Below are 19,324 nucleotides of genomic sequence, written 5' to 3'. Positions count from 1 at the left end.
CAGCGCCGGTCACACCGGGGGGCGGTGCGGCCTCAGATTTTGTAGAACGCCTTGATCAGGTCCCAGGCTTCCTGGGGATCATCGGTGTAGTGGAAAAGCTTGAGGTCCTGCGGCGAGATCGTGCCTTCTTCCACCAGCACGTCGAAGTTGACCAGGCGCTTCCAGTAGTCGGTGCCGAAGAGCACGATGGGCACGGGCTTGGCCTTGCCGGTCTGCACCAGGGTCAGCACCTCGAACAGCTCGTCCAGCGTGCCGAAGCCGCCGGGAAAGGCCACCAGCGCCTTGGCACGCATCATGAAATGCATCTTGCGCAGCGCGAAGTAGTGGAACTTGTAGCACAGCGAGGGCGAGATGAAGCGGTTGCCACTCTGCTCGTGGGGCAGGGCGATGTTCAGGCCCACGTTGAGCGCGCCCACGTCGTGGGCGCCGCGGTTGGCGGCCTCCATGATGCCGGGGCCGCCACCGGTGCACACGTAGATGCGGTCGGCTGGGGCATTGCGCTCGCTGTGCTCGGCCACCAGGCGGGCGAACTGCCGGGCCAGGTCGTAGTAGCGCGCATTGCGCACGGCCTGCCGTGCCTTGGCAATCACCGCCTCGTCACCGCCGGCCTCGGCTGCAGCCAGCTGTTCGGCCGCCTCGTCGGGCGCGACGAAACGCGCACTGCCATAGACCACCACGGTGCTCTCGATGCCCTGCGCGGCCTGGCCGAGGTCGGGCTTGAGCATCTCCAGCTGGAAGCGGATGCCGCGCGTCTCGCGGCGGAACAGGAATTCGGGGTCCGCGAACGCCAGGCGGTAGGCATCGGCGTGCAGGGGGTTGCCTTGGGAGGCGTGGTTCTGCAGTTCGGCCCAGGCATCGGCCAGGCGGCTTTCATTGAGTTGGGTGTTTGCATCCATAGGCCCCATTGTGGCGCGGATTCATGACCGCGGCACCTGCCGGGGTGCCTGCGTCAGCCCAGTGCCAGCAGGCGGTCGATGCGAGGTCGCGGCAGGCCCAGCAGGCTGGGCGAGAGCGTGGCCAGCAGCGGGTAGTTGGGCTGCGCGGTCTGCTCGGTGAAGCTGTCGGCAAAGCGCTTTGCGGCCGGTGCCCCCTGGGCTGCCGCGGACTGCTTGAGCGCCTGGCCGGCGGCGGCGAGGCTGCGCTCGATCACGCCGCGGCTGTGCAGGCTCTGCTGCTCGGCGCGCAGGATCTGGGGCAGGGCCTGGCGCAGGCCTTCAGGGGTGTCGAGCTGCCAGCGCTCGGGGGCCAGCAAGGGGGACTCGGGCTCGGTGCGGGCGCGCACGAACTGGCCGGTCGCGAAGCGCTTGCCCTCGCCCTTGACGGTGAGCTGGTCGCGCACGCGGGGCCACTCGGTCTCGGCCACGCTGAACTCGACATCGCCCTGGGCGCTGGGGTGCGCCCGGATGCCGGCCGGGGCCAATGCCTGGTCCAGGCGCCGGGCCTGGGCCTCGGAGGGCAGGTTCGGGTCCAGGCGCACGCTCATGGCCTGGCGCTGCGTGCCGGTGAGCGAGAGGGCCACGGTTTCCGCGCTGGCCGAGGCCAGGGTGTGGGCGTCCAGGCCGCGCAGGCGAAAGCGCTGGCGGGCCGGTGACTCGGGGCTGTAGGCGAGCTGGCTGTCCAGGCGGTAGCCGCTGCGCTCGGCGCGCGCATCCCACAGCTGTGCCAGGCGCCGCTGCGCGCCATCGAGCGCGCTGGTGCTGGATGCGCTGCCCGTGAGCTGGCGGCTGATCTGTCCCTTGAGGTCCTGCAACTGGCCCGACAGCTCACCGAGGAACGACATGGCCTGCTGGGCGGACGCCACGTTCTGGTTGAACTGGGGCGAGACCACGCCCACCCCGGGGCGGGGCAGGGTGAAGAGGGCCGCCGGCGGCGTGGTCGGTGCAGGCCCCGCCGCGATGGCTTCGGGGCGCTGGGCTGCACCGGCCGCGCCCACCCGGGAGGGCAGGGCCGTACTGCGATCAGCGGCGGAAAGCGGTGCGAGCTGCATCAGATGAGGTCGAACAGCGACAGCCCGCTGACCTTGCTGTAGGACTTCTGCGTGGCCTGCAGCGCCGTGCTGTAGGCGCTCAGGCGCGTGGCGGCCTCACCATAGTCGAGCTGGCCCAGCGTGATCATGGACTGCTGGTTGGCCACGCTGACGCTGCCGTGGTTGCTGTCCAGCGTGTCGAGGATGTTCTGCGCCCCGCCCAGGCCTGCGATCTTGCCGTTGACGCTGCCCAGGGTGTCGTCCAGGCTTTGCAGGGCGGCCGTCACGACCGCGCGCGTGGCGGGGTTGTTCGCGCTCACGCCCGGCACGCTCAGCGTGTTGACGGCATTGTCCAGCTGGTTGAGCAGGTCGTCCATTTCGTCCAGGCTCACATTGGCCGCCTGGGTGATGCCTTCGCCCACCACCACGGCCTGCCGGGCCGTGTTGCCCGTGAACTGGTAGCGCGGCGAGGTGCCGGCGCCGTTGTCCGTGATCGTCGGCGCGTTCGTGAGCGTGCCCGAGAACAGCGAACGGCCCTCCTGGTCCTTGGTGTTGGCGGTGTAGAACAGGCTGTCGCGCAGGGCGGCCAGCGAGCTGGACATGGCCTGCAGGTCCTCCGAGGCGTTGGCCCCGTCGGCGGCCCAGACCACCAGGTCGCGCGCGTCCAGCATGTCCTTGACGGTGCCGCCGAGCGTGGTTTCGTTCTGTGTGAGGCGCGTCTTGAGCGCCGCGATGTTGTCGCGGTACTGGGTGAGCGTGGCCTCCTCGCGCACCATGCGCGACAGGCGCACATTCGCCACCGGATTGTCCGATGGCAGCAGGTAGCGCTGGCCCGAGGCCATCTGCTTCATCACATGTTCCAGGCGTGCATTGGCGTTCTGCAAAGCCTGGTTCATCGTGGCGTGGTACTGGGTGCTGGAAATGCGCATGCCGATTCCTTGGTGCCGATCAGAGCATGGCCAGCGTGCTGTCGAACAGCTCGTTGGAGACGGCGATGACCTTCATGTTGGCCTGGTACATCTGCTGGTACTGCACCAGGTTGATGGCTTCCTCGTCCTCGTTGACGCCGCTGGTGGACTTCCAGTTGCCTTCGGCATAGACACGCACGGTCTCGGCCACCGACAGGGCGGTGCTGTTTTGCTGGCTGCTCGTGCCCAGGCGGCTTACCAGCTGGGTGTAGACGTCGCCGAGCAGCACCGTGCCCAGGGAGGTGATGGTGGCCGGCTGGTTCTTGAGGTGGATGGCTTCGATCAGCTTGTCGCTGTTGCCCTGCAGGCCGGGGTTGGACGAGAAGCCCAGGTCCTGCTGCGTGATCGCGGGGTTGAGCGTGAGCATGGCGTTGGAGCTGGAGGCGTCGTAGACGAACAGGGCCTTGCCGTTCACGGGCGAGGCCGCGGTGCTGTTCATCGCATAGCCGCTCTGGAACACCGCGTTGTACTGGCTCGCCACCTCGCGCGCCAGGTCGGAGATGGCGGTGCGCATGGGCTGCAGCGCCTGGCCCTCGAAGTCGTTGAGGCCACCGAGTTCGCCGCCCAGGTTGTCGTTGCGCACCCGGAAGGTCTCCTTGGCGAAACCCACCTTGAGGCTCTGCGTGCCGCTGGCGTCGGTTTCGACCGCAAGCGTGCCGGCGATGGCGCCGGCCACCAGCGGCTGGCCGCTGCGCAGTGCGAGGTCGCGCGTGCCGTCGGGCTGGTTCACCACCTGCAGGCCGATCAGGGCGGACAGGGCATCGATCTTGTTGTCGCGCTCGTCCATCAGGCCCGAGGGGCTGGCGCCGGTGGCCGAGGCGGCCGAGATCTTCTGGTTCAGCGCGGCGATGTCGGCGGTCAGTGCATTCACCTGGGTGACGGTGGCTGTGCGCTGCTGGTTCACTGCGCTGCGCTGGCCTGCCAGCACCTGGTTCAGGTTGTTGAAGCGCTTGGCCAGCGCGTCGGCCGCGCTGATGACCTGCTGGCGCAGCGGGCTCGAGGTGGGCTCCACGCTGGCGGCGTTGAGCGCGCTGTAGAAGCCGTCCAGCGCGGCGTTGATGCTGGCGCTGTCGTCCCCCATCACCTGCTCGAGCTGGGTCAGGTAGGGCTGGGTGGAGGCGTGCTGGCCCTTGTTGGAGGCCGCCTGCCACATCTGCAGGCTCTTGTAGTCGTCGCTGAAGCGGATCAGCGCGGGCGTGTTCACGCCGTCGCCAGCCGCGAACGGGCCCGAGCGCGAAGGCTGAGCCGAGGTCAGCACCACGCCCTGGCGGGTGTAGCCCACCGTCATGACGTTGGCCACGTTCTGGCTGGTGACCGTGAGCGCGGCGCGTGCGGCGAGTGCGCCCGACAGCGCGTTGGTGAGCATGCTCATGAGGCAAATCCCTGGATAGTCTTAGGACCTGAGGGCGACCGGCGGCGGCGAAACATTAAGCGCCGCAGGCGCGGTGGGGCCGGAAGGCGGCGGCGGCAGCAGCTGCCGCAGCAGCGTGTTGGCAATGCCGAATGCGCGCTGGCTGGCGAGCTGGTCGGCCACCAGCGTATCGGCGTAGTCGAGCATGTCGTTGCGCTGCGGCTGGAACAGGCCGTCCTCGCCCGCGATCTCGCTGGCGCTCTTGCGCATCTGCTGCAGCATCTGCGAGATGAACAGCCCCTCGAAGCGCACGGCCGCCTGCTCGGCCCGGGCGCGGTACTGCGCGTCCGCGGCAGGGGCGATGGTATCGCCCTGGGTCGGTGCCGGCAGCGGCGAAAATGGAAAGTCGATGCGGTGGTCCATGTCAGATCACCACCAGTTCGCCGTTGATGGCGCCCGCCTGGTCGAGTGCCTGCAGGATGGCCATGATGTCGTCCGGCGTCGCGCCGGTGCTGTTGATCGTGTCGATGATGGTCTGCAGCTTGGCGCTGGGCGGCCAGCGGAACATGCGGCTGTGGCCCTGCTCCACCTGCACGCGCGATTGCGGCGTGACCATGGTCTCGCCGCGCCCCAGCGAGTTGGGCTGGCTGACCTGTGGCGATTCGCTGATCACCACCTTGAGGCTGCCGTGCGAGACGGCGGCCGGGCGCACCGTGACACCCTGGGAGATGACCACGGTGCCGGTCTTGGAGTTGAAGATCACCTTGGGCACCTCTTCACCCACGTCGATGTTCAGGGCCTGCAGGCGTGCCACGAAGGCCACGCGCTGGGTGGGGTTGGCGGGGGCCTGCACCTCGACGCTGGTGGCGTCGGTGGTCGTGGCGATGGCGCCGAAGCGCCGGTTGATGGTGTCCACGATGTTGGTCGCGGTCTGGAAATTGGGGCGGCGCAGGCTCAGGCGCACCGTGGGGCGGGTGTCGAAGTCGGTCTCGATCTCGCGCTCGATGGTGGCGCCGTTCGGGATGCGGCCGGCCGTGGGTGTGTTCACCGTGACGCTGGAGCCACTGGCCCCCTGGGCGCTGAGGCCGCCGACGACCACATTGCCCTGGGCCAGCGCATAGGTGTCGCCATTGGCTGCGCGCAGCGGCGCGAGCAGCAGCACGCCGCCGCGCAGGCTCTTGGCATCCCCCAGCGAGGACACGTTCACGTCGATGGTCTGGCCCTTGCGGTAGCCGGGCGGAAAGACGGCGCTGACCATCACGGTGGCGACGTTCTTGGTCTTGGCGGCGTTGCTGCCCTCGGGCAGCTTGACGTCGAACTGCTTGAGCATGTTGGTCACCGACTGGCCCGCCGAGCGCACCTGGGTGCTGTCGCCCGAGCCCGCCAGCCCGACGACGATGCCGTAGCCGATCAGCTGGTTCTCGCGCACCCCCTCGATCTGCACGAGGTTGCGCAGGTTCTGGGCGGACAGCGCGGCCTGGGGGGCCAGGCCCAGGAGCAGGGTGGACAGCAGCAAGAGGGTGCGGAGCATCGTCGTCATGGTGGGTAGTGGGGTCAGAAGGGCATCAGCGGGCTGTTGAAGAAGCGCGTGAGCCAGCCGGGCTGCTGGGTGTCGCCCAGGGCGCCGCGGCCCGAGTAGGTGATGCGCGAATTCGCGATGCGCTGCGACGACAGGCGGTTGTCGGTGTCGATGTCGGCCACGCGTGCATAGCCGCTCACGCGCACGAACTCTTCGCCGTTGTTGAGCGTGAGGCTCTTCTCGCCGCGGATGTGCAGCAGGCCGTTGGGCAGGACCTCGTGCACCACCACGGTGATCGCGCCCTGCAGGGTGTTCTGCTGCGTGGCCGTGTTGCTGGCGTCGAACGAGCGCTGGGCATCGGTGCCGATCTGGCCCTTGAGGGTCTGGTTCAGCAGCACTGGCGAGGCGATGGCGGCGCTGCTGTTCTTGCCCTGGGTGGTGCCCGAGCGCCGGTTGGCCTGGGTGGTCTCCTGCAGCACCACGGTGAGCACGTCGCCGGCGCGGATGGCACGGCTGTCGGCCGTGAGCGTGGAGCTGTGCTCGGGCGAGAACACCCCTCCCGACTGGCCGCGCCGCACCACGGGCATGGTGACCAGCGGCTCTTCCAGGACGACCTTGGGCTCGGTGGCCAGCGTCTCGCAGCCTGCCAGCAGCAGGCTGGCCAGCGCGGTCACCAGGCCCATCGCGGTACGGGCTGCCATCAGCGGGCCGCCTGGGCGAGGTTCTGCATCATCTCGTTGGCCGCCGAGAGCACCTTGGTGTTCATCTCGTAGGTGCGCTGGGCGGCGATCATGTCGACCATTTCCTCGACCACCTGCACGTTCGAGCCTTCGAGGGCGCCCTGCTTGAGCTTGCCGCGGCCTTCCTCGCCGGGTGCGCCTTCGTTCGGGGCGCCGCTGGCCACGGTTTCCTGGTACAGGTTGTCGCCCAGGGCGAGCAGGCCCACGGGGTTGACGAAGTTCGCCAGCGTGAGCTGGCCGAGTGCGGTCGGCGTGGTGCTGCCGTTCACCGACACCTGCACGGTGCCGTTTTCGAGGATGGTGAGGCCGGTGGCGTTGGCGGGCACGGTGATCTCGGGGCGCAGGGCCAGGCCCTGCGCGTTCACCAGGCGGCCGTCGGCATTCACCGAGAGCTGGCCTGCGCGGGTGTAGGCCGACTCCCCGTTGGGCAGCTCGACCTGCAGGAAGCCGTTGCCGACGATGGCCACATCGAGCGACTGGCCGGTGGTCTGCAGGTTGCCGGTGGTGAACACCTTCTGCGTGCCCACCAGGCGCGTGCCGCTGCCCAGCTGGATGCCCGATGCGGAGTTGCGGTTCTCGTCGATCTGGGCGCCCGGCTGCTTCTCGACCTGGTAGAACAGGTCTTCGAAGACCACGCGGTCGCGCTTGAAGCCCACGGTGTTGACGTTGGCGAGGTTGTTGGCAATGGCCTGGAGTTTGGCGTCCTGGGCCTGGACGCCGGTCTTGCTGACCCACAGGGCGGGATTCATGGGGACTCCTTGTCGGAAGGGGGGTAAAAGGGGGGGAGGGGTTACTCGCGCAGCAGGCGGTTGCCGTTGGCGGCCATGTCGTCGGCCACCTTGAACAGGCGCATGTGGACCTCGAAGTCGCGGCTCAGGCCCATGGAGGCGACCATCTCCTCGACGGCCGAGACGTTGCTGCCTTCGAGGTGGGCGCCGCTCACACGCACCGTGTCATCGGCCGGCAGCGGCTGGCCGTCGCGGCTGACCACGAAGCCGGCGGTGTTCTTGGCCAGGGTGGCCGCGTCGGGCTTGACCAGCTTGAGCCGGTCCACCGGCTGCAGATCGGCCTCGCCCTCGGGCTGCACCGACAGCGTGCCATTCTCGGAGATCGCCACGCGCACATGGGCCGGCAGCACGATGGGGCCGCCGTCACCGAGCACGGGGCGGCCGTTGAGCGTCAGCGCACCGTTGCTGTCCACTACGAAGGCGCCGTTGCGCGTGTAGGCCTCGCCAGCCTCGCCATTGCCCAGGGCCACGGCAAAGAAGCCGTCGCCCGAGATGGCGGCATCCAGGTCGCGCCCGGTGGCGGTCAGGGTGCCGGAGCGCGTGGAAACGGCATTCGCCTGCAGCTCGGCCAGGTGGCGGGCGCTGTAGCCGTAGCCCTGCACGGACTGGCTGCGGGCCAGTTCCAGGTCGGCGCGAAAGCCGTTGGTGGAGGCGTTGGCGAGGTTGTTCGCGCGCACCTGCTGCGCGTGCAGCGTGCGCTCGGCCCCGCTCATGGCGGAGTAGATCAGGGCGTCCATGGCGCTTCAGCCTCAGATGGCCTGCATCAGCGATTGCATCATCTCGTTCTCGGTCGAGATGACCTTGGTGTTGGCCTGGTAGTTGCGCTGCGAGGACATCAGGCTCACCAGCTCCGAGGTCATGTCCACGTTGGACTGCTCGATGGCGCCCACGGTGAGGTCGCCCGTCATGCCCGTGCCGGGCGTGAAGTACAGCGCGTTGCCCGAGCCCACCGAGGTGGTCCAGCTGGTGTCGCTCACGGCCGTGAGCGCGCTTTCGTTGGGGAAGGTGGCCAGCGCGATCTTGCCCACGCTCTGCTTCTGGCCGTTGCTGTACTGGGCCACGACGGAGCCGTCCTTGGCCAGTTCGACGCCCGTGAGCGTGCCCGAGGCGTAGCCATCGGTGGAGTTCACGGTGGTCGTCGTGTCGCCCGCATACTGGGTGGTGCCGGCGTAGTTGATGGTGATGTTCAGGTCCTGTGCCGCGGGCATCAGGGTGATGACCGGAACCGTCGCCGACGCCGGGCTGGTAAGCTGGCCATCGGGTCCGAAGGTCAGGTTGGGCAGTGCCGCAGGCGTGCCGCCGTCCACGGTGTAGTGCACGTTGACCTGGCCCGGCGTGGCCGACTTGACGAAGTACTGCGTGACCGTGTGCTGCGCGCCCAGCGAGTCGTACACCACGGAGACCATGGAACTGTTGTAGGACAGTGGGTCGGCAGGGGCGAAGGGCGTGACGGCGGGCACGGTCCAGTCGGACGAGAGGTTGCCCACGTACTTGACCTGCGTGCTGGCCTGGGCCGGTACCTGGCCCGTCGGCACGGTGATGTCGCCAAAGGCGCCCAGGGCGGTCGTGCCGGGCACCACGGGGTAGCCCTGGACCTTGCGGCCCGAGGCATCGACCAGTGCGCCGTCCTTGTCGGTGGAGAAGATGCCCACGCGGGTGTACAGCAGCGCGCCTGCGCTGTCCTTGGTCACGAAGAAGCCGCGGCCCTGGATGCTGGCGTCCATCGCGCGGCCCGTGGTCAGCACGCCGCCGCCCACGTCGATGCTCTGCGTGAGCGAGCCGATCTGGGCACCGATGGGCTGGGTGCCCGCATACATCGAGGAGAAGTTCGCGCGGCTGGCCTTGAAGCCGAAGGTGCCGGAGTTGGCGATGTTGTTGCTGATGGTGTCCAGCGAGGTGTTGATGGCGTTGATGCCGGACAGGGCGATTTCGAAGCTCATGGCGGTTTCCTTGGGGTTCAGGGTTTGGCGGTGGCGGGCTTGCCGTTGAACGCGGTGATGAGGCCCGGCTGGACCTGGTCGGCGCCGGCAACGGTCAGCATGGCGCTGCCACTGCCCGTGAGGCGCACGTTGGTGAGTTCTCCGGTGACCTCGATGGCGGGGGTCTCCTTGGTGCTGGTTTCCACCTGCGCGCCGTACTTGCCGGGCGCCAGGCCCAGTGCGGTCGGGTCGAGCATGTATTTCACGTCGCCCAGGTGCTGCGTGCCCAGTTCCACGCGGTGCTTGGCACCGTCGCTGCCGGTGAGCACCAGCGTGGTCTGCGCACTGTTGCTGCCCAGGTGAAAGCCCAGCGCGATGGGCTGTCCGTCGACGGCCAGGGTGTCGGTCTGCACGGTGACCGACGAGCCGACCTGGGAGCCCAGGGTCAGCATCTGCGTGCTGGCCATCAGGCTGGCGGCGGTCGTGCCCTGCTCGGTGAGCTTTTGCAGCGCCTCCATCTGGCTCAGCTGGGTCAGCTGGCCCACGAATTCGCTCGGGTCGGTTGGCTCCAGCGGGTTCTGGTTGCGGATCTGGGCCACCAGCAGCTTGACGAACAGGTCGGAGACGGAGCCGTTGCCGCCCAGCGCGCTGGTGATGGCGTTGCTGCTGCCTGTGCCATTGCCCTGGCTGGCCGATGGGGTCGCGTTGGTTTCCATGGATCAGCCCTCTCCCAGGCGAAGAAGGGAGTTCTGCATGGCCTTGACGCGGCCCAGCACCTCCACATTGGTTTCAAAGGCGCGCGATGCCGACAGCATGTCGGTCATCTCGGCCACGGAGTTAACGTTGGAATAGAACACCTCGCCGGACGCGTTGGCCAGCGGGTTGCCCGGTTCATAGACCTTGCGTGCCGGCTCTGTGCTCTCGATCACGTCGAGCACCTGCACGCGCGCGCCAGCCACCTGGCCGTCCTGGCCGGACTGGGCGATGGCCGAGAACACGGGCTTGCGCGCGCGGTAGACGCCGGCCTCGGTGCCCGCGGCCGACTGGGCGTTGGCCAGGTTGCTGGAGATGGTGTTCATGCGCACGGTCTGGGCCGTCATGGCCGAGCCGGCGATCTGGGCGATGCTGCGAAATGCCATGGCTTACTGCCCCGCGATGGCCTTGGCCAGGCCCTTGAGCTTCATGTTCGTGAAGGTCAGGCTGGTCTGGAAGTCGGAAGCGTTCTGCGAGAACAGCGATTGCTCGACGCCCAGCTCGACGGTATTGCCGTCCTGCGAAGGGTGGTTGGGCACGCGGTAGAGCAGATCGCCGTCGCCCGTGTCGAGCGCCAGAGGCCCCTCGCCGGCCTGGCGCTGGCCCAGGGAGGCGGCAAAGTCGATGTCGCGTGCCTGGTAGCCCGGCGTGCTTTCGTTGGCCAGGTTCGAGGCTATGATTCTGGTGCGGTCTGCGCGCAGCCGCAGGGCATCGGCGTGCACACCCAGGGCCTTGTCAAAGTGAATTCCCATGTTGATCCTCTTTTGCTGATGTCCGTCAAGAAAGTTCATGGCCACCTGTGGGCCGGCGCCGCATTGGCGGGGGTGTTGTGCGGGCCTTTGTCGCTGTCCGCCGCGCCCTTGCAGGCACCGGCGCAGCGCGTGGAGACGGCGGCACGCCAGTGGCTGGCGGAGCAGGCCACGCTCAAGGGGCTGGTCGCTCCCCAGTTCGAGCTCAGCCTGGTCGAACGTGGCACCACGCCGGCTGCTGCGTGCGCCCAGGCCGTGGTCGTGGAGGCGGTGGAGACGCGGTACCTGAGCCGCATGCGGTTTGCCGCCACCTGCCCGGGCAGCGCGGGCTGGCAGCGCGAATGGATCGTGCGGGCCGAGGTGTCTGCGCTGGTGGTCGTGGCTGCGGCGCCGGTGCAGGCCAACCGGGCCATGGCCGAGGCCGACCTGGCGCAGGAGCGGCGCACCCTGGTCGACATGGCCGATGCCTTGCCGTCGGTCGATGCCGCCGTCGGCCAGGCCAGCACGCGCGCGCTGCGCACCGGCCAGGTGGTATCGCCGCGCTGGCTGGTGCAGCCCTTGCTGCTCAAGCGCGGCGACAGCGTGAGCATCGTCGCGCGCAACGGACCCATCGAGGTCCAGGTGCCCGGCGAGGCCATGGAGCCGGGACGGCGCGGCCAGGTCGTGCGCGTGCGCAATGCCGGCACGGGCAAGGTGATCCGTGCGCGCGTCGTCGAGGCGGGGCTGGTGGAGCCGGAGGGCATGGCGCAGTCCATGGGCGATCAATCCCGCGACTGAATCTGCTCGGCCAGGCGCACGAGCTTGGCCGCATAGCCGGGGTCGGTGGCATAGCCGCCGCGCGCCAGGCCCTGGGCGAAGGCCTGGGCATCGGCACCGGTGTTGAGCGCGGCGCGGTAACGCGGGCTGTCCTGCAGCAGGCGCGCATAGTCGCCGAAGGCGCTGGCGTAGTCGGGGTAGCTGCGGAATGCCTCGGTCTTCTTGAGCGCTGTGCCGTCCTCGTACTCGGTGGTCAGCGCATCGGTGCGCGCGCCCTGCCAGCCGCCCTGCGCCTTGAGGCCGAACAGGTTGTGGGTGTTCTGGCCTGCGGCATCGCGCAGCGGCTGCCGGCCCCATCCCGACTCCAGCGCGGCATGCGCCGACACCAGGTCGGCCGAGACCCCCAGCGTCTGCGCCGCCTGCCGGGCCCAGGGGGCGATGCTGGCCAGGAACTCCTGCTGCTGCACGCCCAGGACCGAAGGGGCACTGCTGTCCGCAGCGCTCACCGAGGCCTGTGCGCGGTGGACCCAGGCTTCGGGGCGCATGGCGGGCAGGGATTCACCGGGCCAGCCCTGGTCGATCACGCGCTGTACCTCGGCATGGGCCTGGCGGAACACGGCCGCGAAGGGGCCTGCCTGGCCCTGGGCAGGCAGGGGCGGCCGCTCCATGGCGGGCATGGCGATGGGCGCCAGCGCGATGTCAGGCCTGAGCATAGGTGTCTTCTTCCTTGCCCCGGAGCACGCGCTGCAGGATGGCCTGCTGGTCGGTCACCAGGCGGCCGTTGCGGGTGTTGCGTTCCTTGCAGTCACGCACCAACTGCTCCAGGGCGTCAGCGCGTGTCTGCACCACGCCGCGCGTTGCGGGGGGCAGGCGCTCGAGCAGGGCGTCCAGCGTGGCCGGGTGCTGCGGGGCCAGCAGTTGCGCCAGCAAGGCGCTGCGGCGCTCGCGGCGCAGGTCCAGTGCCGCCACCATGGCCAGGATGCGCTCGTTGAGCTCCAGTAAGCCGGCACTGTCGTGCCGCAATGCAGCGCTGAACTGCTCCTGCAGCAGCGCCTGGAGGCTGCGGTACTGCCGCAGGTCGGCGTCCATGTCGGCCACGAACTGCGGCAGAAGGGCGGGGCGGCTCATTCGCGCGCTCCGTGGTAGCGGGTGATCAGCCCCGCGAGCTTGCCGGCATCGAAGCGGATCTCGCCGCGGGCCAGGGCATCGCGCAGTGCCGCGACCTTGGCCTCGTCGATCTCGGGCATGGCGCGCAGGGCGGACTGGGCCGCCTCCAGCACGCCCGAGGCGCGCCCGGGTTCATCGAGGGGAGCAGCGGTCTGTGCGGGGGCTGCGGCCGCGGCGTCCGGCACGGGCGCGGCAGCGGGCAATGCGGTGATGCCGGTGGAGGTGATTTTCATGCGGGAGCCTCGGATTCTGGTTTCCATGGCGGTCAGCGGGCGGTCAGTGTTTCGCGCAGCGCCGTCAGGGCCTCGCGGTTCGGCACGGTGGAATCCACGCCGGGCAGCAGGGGCGCCACCGTTTCGGGGGCGCCGAACATGGCCGCCATGTGGCGGGCGTGCTCGGTCGTGAGGATCAGCAGCTCGATGCGGCGGTTCGTGTCGGCCCGGGGGTCCTTGGTGTTGAAGGGCGCGCGGTCGGCCATGCCCACGGTCTGCAGCGTGGTGCCGGCGGGCATGCCGCCGGCCAGCAGGTGGTAGCGGGCGGCGATGGCCCGGTTGTTGGACAGCGTCCAGTTCGAGACGGCGCCCATGTCGCCATCGGCGTAGGGCAGGGAGTCGGTGTGGCCCACGACGATGATCTGGTTCTCCATCTGCGCGAACACGGGTCCCATCCGGCGCAGCAGGCGGCGAAAGCGCTCGGTCGGGACCACGCTGCCGCGCTCGAACATGCCTTGCTTGTCGGTGTCGTGCAGCATCACGCGAAGGCCGAAGGGCGTGATGATGGCCTGCAGGTTGTTGGCCAGGCCGGCGTCCTCGCTCATACGCATGAGGATGGCCGCCAACTGCCGCAGGTCGGCCGCCGTGTCGTAGCGCACCGGTGCCGCACCGGGCTGCAGGCCCTGGCCGCCATTCGTGAAGGCCTGGCGCGGCTGGCGCACCACGCCCTGCGCAGGCACGGGTTCGCGCGGAATGAGGCTGCCCTGGGCCGTGGTGAAGGTGTGGATCTTGTGGCCCGCTCCTTCATCGAACATCTTGCCGCCCGTGGTGCGCAGGATTTCCTCGCTGCGCTCGGCATTGCGCGAGGCCAGCAGCCACAGCACCAGGAAAAGGCACAGCAGGGCCAGGCAGAAGTCGGCGAAGGCCACCTTCCAGGCACCCCCATGGGACTCGTCGTGCGCCTTGCGCGAGACGCGCTTGACGACGGTCGGGTGGTGGCCGTCGCCCTTGCCGGCCTTGCTGGCGTTGCCATCAGGTAGCACGGCGTTCTCCGGGCGTGCGGTCGGCGGTGCCCGCATTCTGCATGTTGTCGATCCAGCTTTCCAGGAGCGCGAAGCTGGGCTTGATGTTCAGCTGCACCAGGCGGCGGCCGGCATCGATCGCCAGCAGGGGCGGCTTGCCCGAGACATGGGTCACCAGCACGACCTTGACCGATTCCAGCGCGGCCAGTTCCTCGTGCACGATCTGCTTCATCATGTTCGCCAGCGGGTCGAACAGCGCATAGCAAAAGAAGATGCCGATGAAGGTGCCGACCATGGCCGCGGCCACCATCACTGCGATCTCGGCGGTGCCGGCACCGTCGGCCACCGAGCTCATCGCCATCACGATGCCCAGCACCGCGGCCAGGATGCCGAAGCCCGGCATCGCCTCGGCGATCTTTCCCAGCGACTTGGCGGGCTGCGACAGCTCGTCGTAGATCGCCTCCAGCTCCTGCTCCAGCACGCCTTCCAGTTCGTGGGCGTTGATCTTGCCCATGGCCATCAGGCGGAAGTTGTCGACGATGAAGTGCAGCAGCTTGGGCTCTTCGAGGATCAGGGGGTAGCGCTGGAACAGCTCGCTCTCGTGGGGGGCCTCGACGTGGGCGTCCAGGGCCTTGAGGCCGCCGGCGGCAGTCTGCAGCAGCTCGTACATCAGCAGCAGCAGCTGGCGCTGGAACTCCTCGCCGGGCTTCTTGCGGCCGACCACCTTCTTGAGCTGCAGCACCATTTCCGAGAGCACGTGCTTGGGATTGCCCAGCACGATGGCCCCCAGGCCAGCGCCCAGGATGATCAGCAGCTCCACCGGCTGCCAGATGACCTTGAAGCTGCCGCCGTGCAGCATGAAGCCGCCGAACACGCAGCCGAGAACGATGATGATGCCGACGATGGCTTGCATGGGATGGGTCTTTGGGTAGGGGCTCAGGCGTCCTGCAGGAAGGCTTTCATCTTCCGCAGGGCACCCTTGTTGATCTGGCACACGCGTGCATCGGTGAGTCCGAGCACGGCGGCGATTTCCTTGAGGCTGAGGTCGAACTCGTAGTACAGCTGGACCACGCGCTGCTCGCGTTCGTCAAGAGCGCCCAGCGCCTGCTCCAGGCTGCGGCGGTCCATCAGGGCCTCTTCGGGGCTCAGGCTGGCCGAGGGCATGTGGGTGAGCTCCTGCAGGATCTCGTCGAAGCTCACGAGCATCTCGGCGTTTTCGGCGAGGCGGTACTCCTGCAGCTCGGCCGCCGAGATGTTCAGCGCGGCCAGGATGTCGCTGTCGCTGGGCGCGCGGCCCAGGCGGCGCGTGAGGGCGCGCACGGCGTCGCGCATGCGGTGGCTGTCCTGGCGCACAGAGCGCGGGCGCCAGTCCTGGCGGCGCAGCTCGTCGAGGATCGAGCCGCGGATGCGGATCGAGGCGTAGGAGCCGAATTTCTCGTCGGGCGCATCGCCGTAGCGGCGCAGTGCGTCCAGCAGGCCCATGAGACCGATCTGCTCCATGTCCTCGCGGTCCACGGCCGCGCCGATCTGCGACGTCAGCTGACGCACGATCCGCTTGACCAGCGGAGCGTAGGCCAGCAGATGGCGCTGCTCATCGGCCGCGCTGCGGGTGGCAGCGGCACCGTGAACTTCGGCGTAACCCGTGTGCATGTCCATGGGGCAGGCTTGTCTATTCGATGATCAGCTTGCCGATCAGGGCTTCGACGAAGGGCTGTTCCTTGCGATCGCGCTCGTAGCTGGCCTGGTAGGCTGCATTGATGTCTGCCGCCAGCTCGGTGATGGTCATCTTCGAGGCCTTCTCGAGCGGGTAGGTCGACAGCGCGGAGACCGCCACGCTGCGCAGCAGCGGCAGGTGTTCCTTCACGGTGCGCTCCTTCTCCGCCGGGGCCTTGAAGACCAGGTCCACCGCGAGGTAGTGCGCCATCGGCTCTCCTGCCTGGCCACGCAGCATCACGATCACCTTGTCCAGGCTGACGTATTTGTATTCCTGGTTGTCGTAGACCGGCTTGGCGGGGGCCTGCTCGGTATCGGCCGCAGGGGCGCGGTTCTTGAGCCACCACCAGGCGCCACCCCCACCCAGGCCGGCCATGGCCAGTCCCACCAGAGAGAACGCAATGAGTTGCCGTGTTTTGGTCATGGAATCGGTCAGCCTTGGGAGGTGGAGAGTGCAAACGCCTGCGGCGGCTGATCGCGTTCGGCGTCGGCCAGGGCCTGGCCCGGGCCCTCGGCCTCGGGGGCGTTGTCCTGGGGCTGGCGGCCGCGGCCGTCGTGCTCGCGCGGTGCGTGCTGGGCGATCGTGACCGTCACGTCGCCGGCCTGGCGCATGGACAGGTCACCGCGCAGGCTGTCGCTGATGGCGTGCAGCTGGCGCACCACGTCGCTGTGCGTGGCACTCAGGTGGATCTGGAGGCCGGCACCGTCGCGGCGCACGGTGATCTCGAGCTGGCCCTGCATGGGCGGATCGAGCCGGATCTGGGCGCGCTCGGTACCGCGCCGGATCTGCCACTCGATGCGCTCGCCCAGCGCTTCCACCAGGGCCGTGGTCGGCGTGCCATCGTTGCGTGCTGCCACTGCTGCTGCCGCCGGGGGCGTGGACAGGGGCGCGGCGGACAGGCCGTCGGCCAGGGCCGGGTTCCACGCCGCCATGGTCACCTCGCGCGGAGCAGTGGCGGTGGCCGCCAGCACCTTCTCGAGCGGTGCCGCCATGGCCTCTGTCGGCGTGGCAGCGGGTGCCGGTGCCTGCAGCGCCGCGGCCTGCGGGGTCACGGTGGGCTGCGGCGACTGCGCCTGCAGGACGGTGGTGGCAAACGAGGGCAGGGCGTCCTGCGCCGTGGTGGGGGTTGCGCCCGGGATGGCCATGGCCACTGCGGGCGTGGATGGGGCCGCCAAGGCCGTGGCCGCAGTGGCCGCCGCGTTCCATTGTGCGGCCGCAGGCGGCAGGGCCAGGCCATGCGGCTGGAAAGCCGGGGTGCTTGCAATGGGTGCGAACAGCGGGGCCAGCAGCGCCGCGGTCGGCGCATCCTCGGCCGGCGGGTTGTCCTCGGAGGCCTCGGCCAGGAGGTCGCCGGCGGGGAGTTCGGCCACGGTGCCAGGCATGGCCAGGGGGGGCGCCAGCGCGGCGGGCACGGCACCGGTCTGCGGCGGTGCGGCTGCCCACAGCGCGGGCAGGGCCGTCTGTTGCAGGGCCAGGAAGAATCCGGTGCCGGCGGGCACGCCGGCGGCCGGTGTTCCCGGGGCCCCAGGAAGCAGGGCCTGGGAGTGACCGGCGGGGGCCAGCGGCAGGGCGGCAGGCAGGGCCTGGGGCAGGGAAAGGCTCATGTTGTGGACTCGTTCATCTCGCCGTGGGCGGCATAGGCCATCCAGCCGTCCTTGTGGGCGCGCAGCTCCTCCAGGGCACGCTGCAGCTCTTCGGCGGCGGTGTTGCACAGGGCATGGGCCTGCTGGTGCGCCTGCTGCAGCTCGCGCAGGGCCTGGCGCTGGGCCGGGGCACGTGCCTGGTCGGCAGCCAGGGGCGCGAGCAGGGCCGTGAGCTCGAGGCTGGTGCGGGCCAGCGCGTCCCAGTCGCGCGCCAACGTGCCCTCGCGCAGGCGCCGGGCCAGATCGAGCATGTGCCGTGGATCAGCCATGGGCGGCCTGCACGTTCTGCCAGCCGTTGCGGATGGTGGTGAGCAGGCCCACCACCTCGTCGACCATCTCGGCCTGCAGTTCCAGGCCGGCCTTGTGCAGGCGCCAGGCGCAGTACTCGTACAGGCGGCCCAGGTTGGCCACCACCTCACCGCCGCTGTCGAAGTCCAGCGCACTGGACAGGCCATTGAGGATGTCCACGCACTTGTCCAGGCTGCGCGCCTTGAGCTCGTAGCGCCGGCCTTCGATGTGGCCCCTGGCGCGCGCCAGCTCCTCGAGCAGGCCGTCCATGAGGATCATGACCAGCTGCACCGGGGAGGCATTGGCGGTTTGCGCGTTCAGGTTGACGGCGTGGTAGCTGCGGTAGGCGTCGTAGTCCATGGAGGGGCAGGGGCGGTTCAGGCCGCCCCGAGGTTGCTGAGCAGGCTGCTGTTGTCGCCCATGAGCGACTGCAGGTTCTGCAGTTGGGTGAATTGCGCGAGGTAGCGCTTGTAGGCCATGTCGTACTGGGTATCCAGGCGGGTCTGGCGTGCCGTGAGGCCTCTTTGCTGGGTGTCCAGCGAGGCCTTGCGCTGCTGGATGTGGCCCTTGCTGGTGTCTGTCCAGCTCTTGACGACATCGCTGAAGGCGCCGAGCACGCCGCTGGAGCCGGTCAGGCTGGCGTTGCCAAAGAGCTTGTCCAGGCCTTCGGGGTGTGCTGCCAGGGTCTTTTGCAGCTTGGCGCTGTCCAGCGTCATGGTGCCGCTGCGGTCGGTGCTGATGCCGAACTGGGACAGGCTCATGCCACCGTGGCTCTGGCGCAGCACCGAACCCATGCGGTCGCGCAGGGAGCGCAGCCCGGCGTCGGACGCGAACGCCGCCCGGGTGCTGCCGTCCGCGCCCATGGCCGTCAGGTCGTCGAGGGTCTTCTCGAGCGCGTTGTAGGCGTCGACGAACTTCTGCACATTGGCCGTGGTGCCGCTGTCGTCGTTGCCCACCGTCACGACCAGCGGGCTGTCGCCCGCCTGCATGGCTTTGGTCAGCGTCACGGTGACGCCGTCGATGGCCGTCACCGTGTTGGAGGCCTGCTGCAGCCGGGTGCCGGTGGTGGCGTCGCCGAAGAGATAGACGACGGCATCGCGGGCGGGCGAGAGTTCCTTGGCCGTGGACAGGGCGGTCTTGAGGCTGCTGGCGGGCAGTCCGCTGGTGTCCAGCGTGATGCGGCCGCTGTCGCCGGTCTTGCCCGACGACAGCACGAGCTGGGTCTTGCCATCCACCGTGGCCGTGGTGGCGGTCACCTTGCCCTGGTTCTCGTTCGCCTGGTTGATGGCGCGGGCGATTTCGGTTTGCGAGATGGTGCCGTCGTTGTCGGAGTCGGCCTGGGTCAGGGCCACGGTGAAGTCCGTGCCGTCCTGCAGCTTCACGACCAGCGGTCCGCCCAGCGAGACCGGCACGGCAGGCAGGTCCTCGAACGCGACCTGGTGCGGCGTGGCCACCTGCTGCACGAACAGCGAATAGCCGCCGGCCGGTGCCGAGGCGCTGGCTGTGGCGGTGGCAAACCCGGTGCTGCTGAGCGACGTAGTGCGCTGCACCAGGCTCTTGCCGGCGCCGCCGGCCAGGCCGCTGAGGGCCGAGCTGAAGGCGGTCAGCGCCGACTGCAGCTTGGTCAGGGCCGTGCTGGTCGCCTGGGCGGACTTGGCCTGCGATGTCAGCAGGCTCTGGGCGCGCGCGGTGTACGACGTGGCCAATTGGGTCGCCATCGTGCTGGGGGTGATGTCTGCCATGTCAGATTCCTCTCAAAACGGGTGAAA

General features: G+C 69.0%; 25 protein-coding genes. 1 reads left to right on the top strand and 24 read right to left on the bottom strand.

Features of this window, described 5'->3' with window-relative positions; translation table 11 throughout:
• Positions 1–32: 32 nt before the first annotated feature.
• Genes AC07PF_RS27260 through flgB form a run of 13 tightly spaced genes read right to left on the bottom strand, consistent with a single transcriptional unit; the run spans position 33 to position 10,756 of the window.
• On the bottom strand, positions 33–896 hold the full coding sequence (locus tag AC07PF_RS27260) for an LOG family protein (protein WP_007857935.1): 864 nt from the start codon (positions 894–896) through the stop codon (positions 33–35).
• Between the two features lie 53 nt (positions 897–949).
• Positions 950–1,987 (bottom strand): hypothetical protein, encoded by a 1,038-nt coding sequence (locus AC07PF_RS27255; RefSeq protein WP_494613974.1) that lies wholly within the window; start codon positions 1,985–1,987, stop codon positions 950–952.
• On the bottom strand, positions 1,987–2,895 hold the full coding sequence (gene flgL, locus AC07PF_RS27250) for a flagellar hook-associated protein FlgL (RefSeq protein ID WP_494613973.1): 909 nt from the start codon (positions 2,893–2,895) through the stop codon (positions 1,987–1,989). Before flgL ends, AC07PF_RS27255 begins: the two co-directional genes overlap by 1 nt.
• A gap of 19 nt (positions 2,896–2,914) precedes the next feature.
• Positions 2,915–4,306: a flagellar hook-associated protein FlgK gene (flgK, locus tag AC07PF_RS27245; protein ID WP_494613972.1), complete on the bottom strand. Its 1,392-nt coding sequence runs from the start codon at positions 4,304–4,306 to the stop codon at positions 2,915–2,917.
• A 21-nt stretch (positions 4,307–4,327) separates the two neighbouring features.
• Complete coding sequence (locus tag AC07PF_RS27240; protein ID WP_494613971.1) at positions 4,328–4,708, bottom strand: rod-binding protein; 381 nt, start codon at positions 4,706–4,708, stop codon at positions 4,328–4,330.
• A gap of 1 nt (position 4,709) precedes the next feature.
• Positions 4,710–5,816 (bottom strand): flagellar basal body P-ring protein FlgI, encoded by a 1,107-nt coding sequence (locus tag AC07PF_RS27235; RefSeq protein ID WP_494614018.1) that lies wholly within the window; start codon positions 5,814–5,816, stop codon positions 4,710–4,712.
• 23 nt (positions 5,817–5,839) lie between these two features.
• Positions 5,840–6,505, bottom strand: coding sequence for a flagellar basal body L-ring protein FlgH (gene flgH / locus AC07PF_RS27230; RefSeq protein WP_494613970.1), 666 nt, complete (start codon positions 6,503–6,505; stop codon positions 5,840–5,842).
• Complete coding sequence (gene flgG / locus AC07PF_RS27225) at positions 6,505–7,293, bottom strand: flagellar basal-body rod protein FlgG (RefSeq protein ID WP_494613969.1); 789 nt, start codon at positions 7,291–7,293, stop codon at positions 6,505–6,507. The genes flgH and flgG overlap by 1 nt, the downstream gene beginning before the upstream one ends.
• Positions 7,294–7,334: 41 nt before the next feature.
• Entirely contained in the window at positions 7,335–8,069 is a 735-nt protein-coding gene (locus tag AC07PF_RS27220) for a flagellar basal body rod protein FlgF (protein WP_494613968.1), read from the bottom strand.
• Positions 8,070–8,081: 12 nt separating this feature from the next.
• Positions 8,082–9,272, bottom strand: a complete 1,191-nt coding sequence (locus AC07PF_RS27215) for a flagellar hook protein FlgE (protein ID WP_494613967.1) — start codon at positions 9,270–9,272, stop codon at positions 8,082–8,084.
• A gap of 17 nt (positions 9,273–9,289) precedes the next feature.
• Complete coding sequence (locus tag AC07PF_RS27210) at positions 9,290–9,967, bottom strand: flagellar hook capping FlgD N-terminal domain-containing protein (RefSeq protein WP_494613966.1); 678 nt, start codon at positions 9,965–9,967, stop codon at positions 9,290–9,292.
• Positions 9,968–9,970: 3 nt separating this feature from the next.
• Positions 9,971–10,390: a flagellar basal body rod protein FlgC gene (flgC, locus tag AC07PF_RS27205; RefSeq protein WP_494613965.1), complete on the bottom strand. Its 420-nt coding sequence runs from the start codon at positions 10,388–10,390 to the stop codon at positions 9,971–9,973.
• A 3-nt stretch (positions 10,391–10,393) separates the two neighbouring features.
• Entirely contained in the window at positions 10,394–10,756 is a 363-nt protein-coding gene (flgB, locus tag AC07PF_RS27200) for a flagellar basal body rod protein FlgB (RefSeq protein ID WP_494613964.1), read from the bottom strand.
• Between the two features lie 18 nt (positions 10,757–10,774).
• Between flgB and flgA the strand changes: the two genes are divergently transcribed.
• A complete protein-coding gene (gene flgA, locus AC07PF_RS27195) occupies positions 10,775–11,530 on the top strand; it encodes a flagellar basal body P-ring formation chaperone FlgA (protein ID WP_494613963.1) in 756 nt (251 codons plus the stop codon).
• Here the strand turns inward: flgA and flgJ are convergent.
• The 11 genes from flgJ to fliD are packed head-to-tail and all read right to left on the bottom strand — an operon-like array spanning position 11,515 to position 19,297.
• Positions 11,515–12,222 (bottom strand): flagellar assembly peptidoglycan hydrolase FlgJ, encoded by a 708-nt coding sequence (flgJ, locus tag AC07PF_RS27190; protein ID WP_494613962.1) that lies wholly within the window; start codon positions 12,220–12,222, stop codon positions 11,515–11,517. The genes flgA and flgJ overlap by 16 nt on opposite strands.
• Entirely contained in the window at positions 12,209–12,637 is a 429-nt protein-coding gene (locus tag AC07PF_RS27185) for a flagellar protein FlgN (protein ID WP_494613961.1), read from the bottom strand. Before AC07PF_RS27185 ends, flgJ begins: the two co-directional genes overlap by 14 nt.
• Positions 12,634–12,909, bottom strand: a complete 276-nt coding sequence (gene flgM / locus AC07PF_RS27180; protein WP_494613960.1) for a flagellar biosynthesis anti-sigma factor FlgM — start codon at positions 12,907–12,909, stop codon at positions 12,634–12,636. Before flgM ends, AC07PF_RS27185 begins: the two co-directional genes overlap by 4 nt.
• A 32-nt stretch (positions 12,910–12,941) precedes the next feature.
• The gene (locus tag AC07PF_RS27175; RefSeq protein ID WP_494613959.1) at positions 12,942–13,931 is read right to left on the bottom strand and encodes a flagellar motor protein MotB; all 990 of its coding nucleotides are present in this window, start codon (positions 13,929–13,931) and stop codon (positions 12,942–12,944) included.
• Positions 13,921–14,823: a flagellar motor stator protein MotA gene (gene motA, locus AC07PF_RS27170; protein ID WP_494613958.1), complete on the bottom strand. Its 903-nt coding sequence runs from the start codon at positions 14,821–14,823 to the stop codon at positions 13,921–13,923. The genes AC07PF_RS27175 and motA overlap by 11 nt, the downstream gene beginning before the upstream one ends.
• 23 nt (positions 14,824–14,846) lie before the next feature.
• A complete protein-coding gene (fliA, locus tag AC07PF_RS27165; protein WP_494613957.1) occupies positions 14,847–15,566 on the bottom strand; it encodes an RNA polymerase sigma factor FliA in 720 nt (239 codons plus the stop codon).
• A 13-nt stretch (positions 15,567–15,579) separates the two neighbouring features.
• A complete protein-coding gene (locus AC07PF_RS27160; RefSeq protein WP_494613956.1) occupies positions 15,580–16,047 on the bottom strand; it encodes a flagellar basal body-associated FliL family protein in 468 nt (155 codons plus the stop codon).
• Positions 16,048–16,055: 8 nt separating this feature from the next.
• A complete protein-coding gene (locus tag AC07PF_RS27155; protein WP_494613955.1) occupies positions 16,056–17,228 on the bottom strand; it encodes a flagellar hook-length control protein FliK in 1,173 nt (390 codons plus the stop codon).
• Positions 17,225–17,536, bottom strand: coding sequence for a hypothetical protein (locus AC07PF_RS27150; RefSeq protein WP_494613954.1), 312 nt, complete (start codon positions 17,534–17,536; stop codon positions 17,225–17,227). The genes AC07PF_RS27155 and AC07PF_RS27150 overlap by 4 nt, the downstream gene beginning before the upstream one ends.
• Positions 17,529–17,915 carry a flagellar export chaperone FliS gene (gene fliS, locus AC07PF_RS27145; protein ID WP_184862668.1) on the bottom strand — a complete coding sequence of 129 codons (387 nt, stop codon included), beginning with the start codon at positions 17,913–17,915 and terminating at the stop codon, positions 17,529–17,531. The genes AC07PF_RS27150 and fliS overlap by 8 nt, the downstream gene beginning before the upstream one ends.
• A gap of 17 nt (positions 17,916–17,932) precedes the next feature.
• Positions 17,933–19,297, bottom strand: coding sequence for a flagellar filament capping protein FliD (gene fliD / locus AC07PF_RS27140; protein ID WP_494613953.1), 1,365 nt, complete (start codon positions 19,295–19,297; stop codon positions 17,933–17,935).
• Positions 19,298–19,324: the final 27 nt, after the last annotated feature.

The sequence above is a fragment of the Acidovorax sp. GW821-FHT10A04 genome, assembly GCF_059415825.1.
This window is presented reverse-complemented; position numbering and strand designations above follow the sequence as displayed.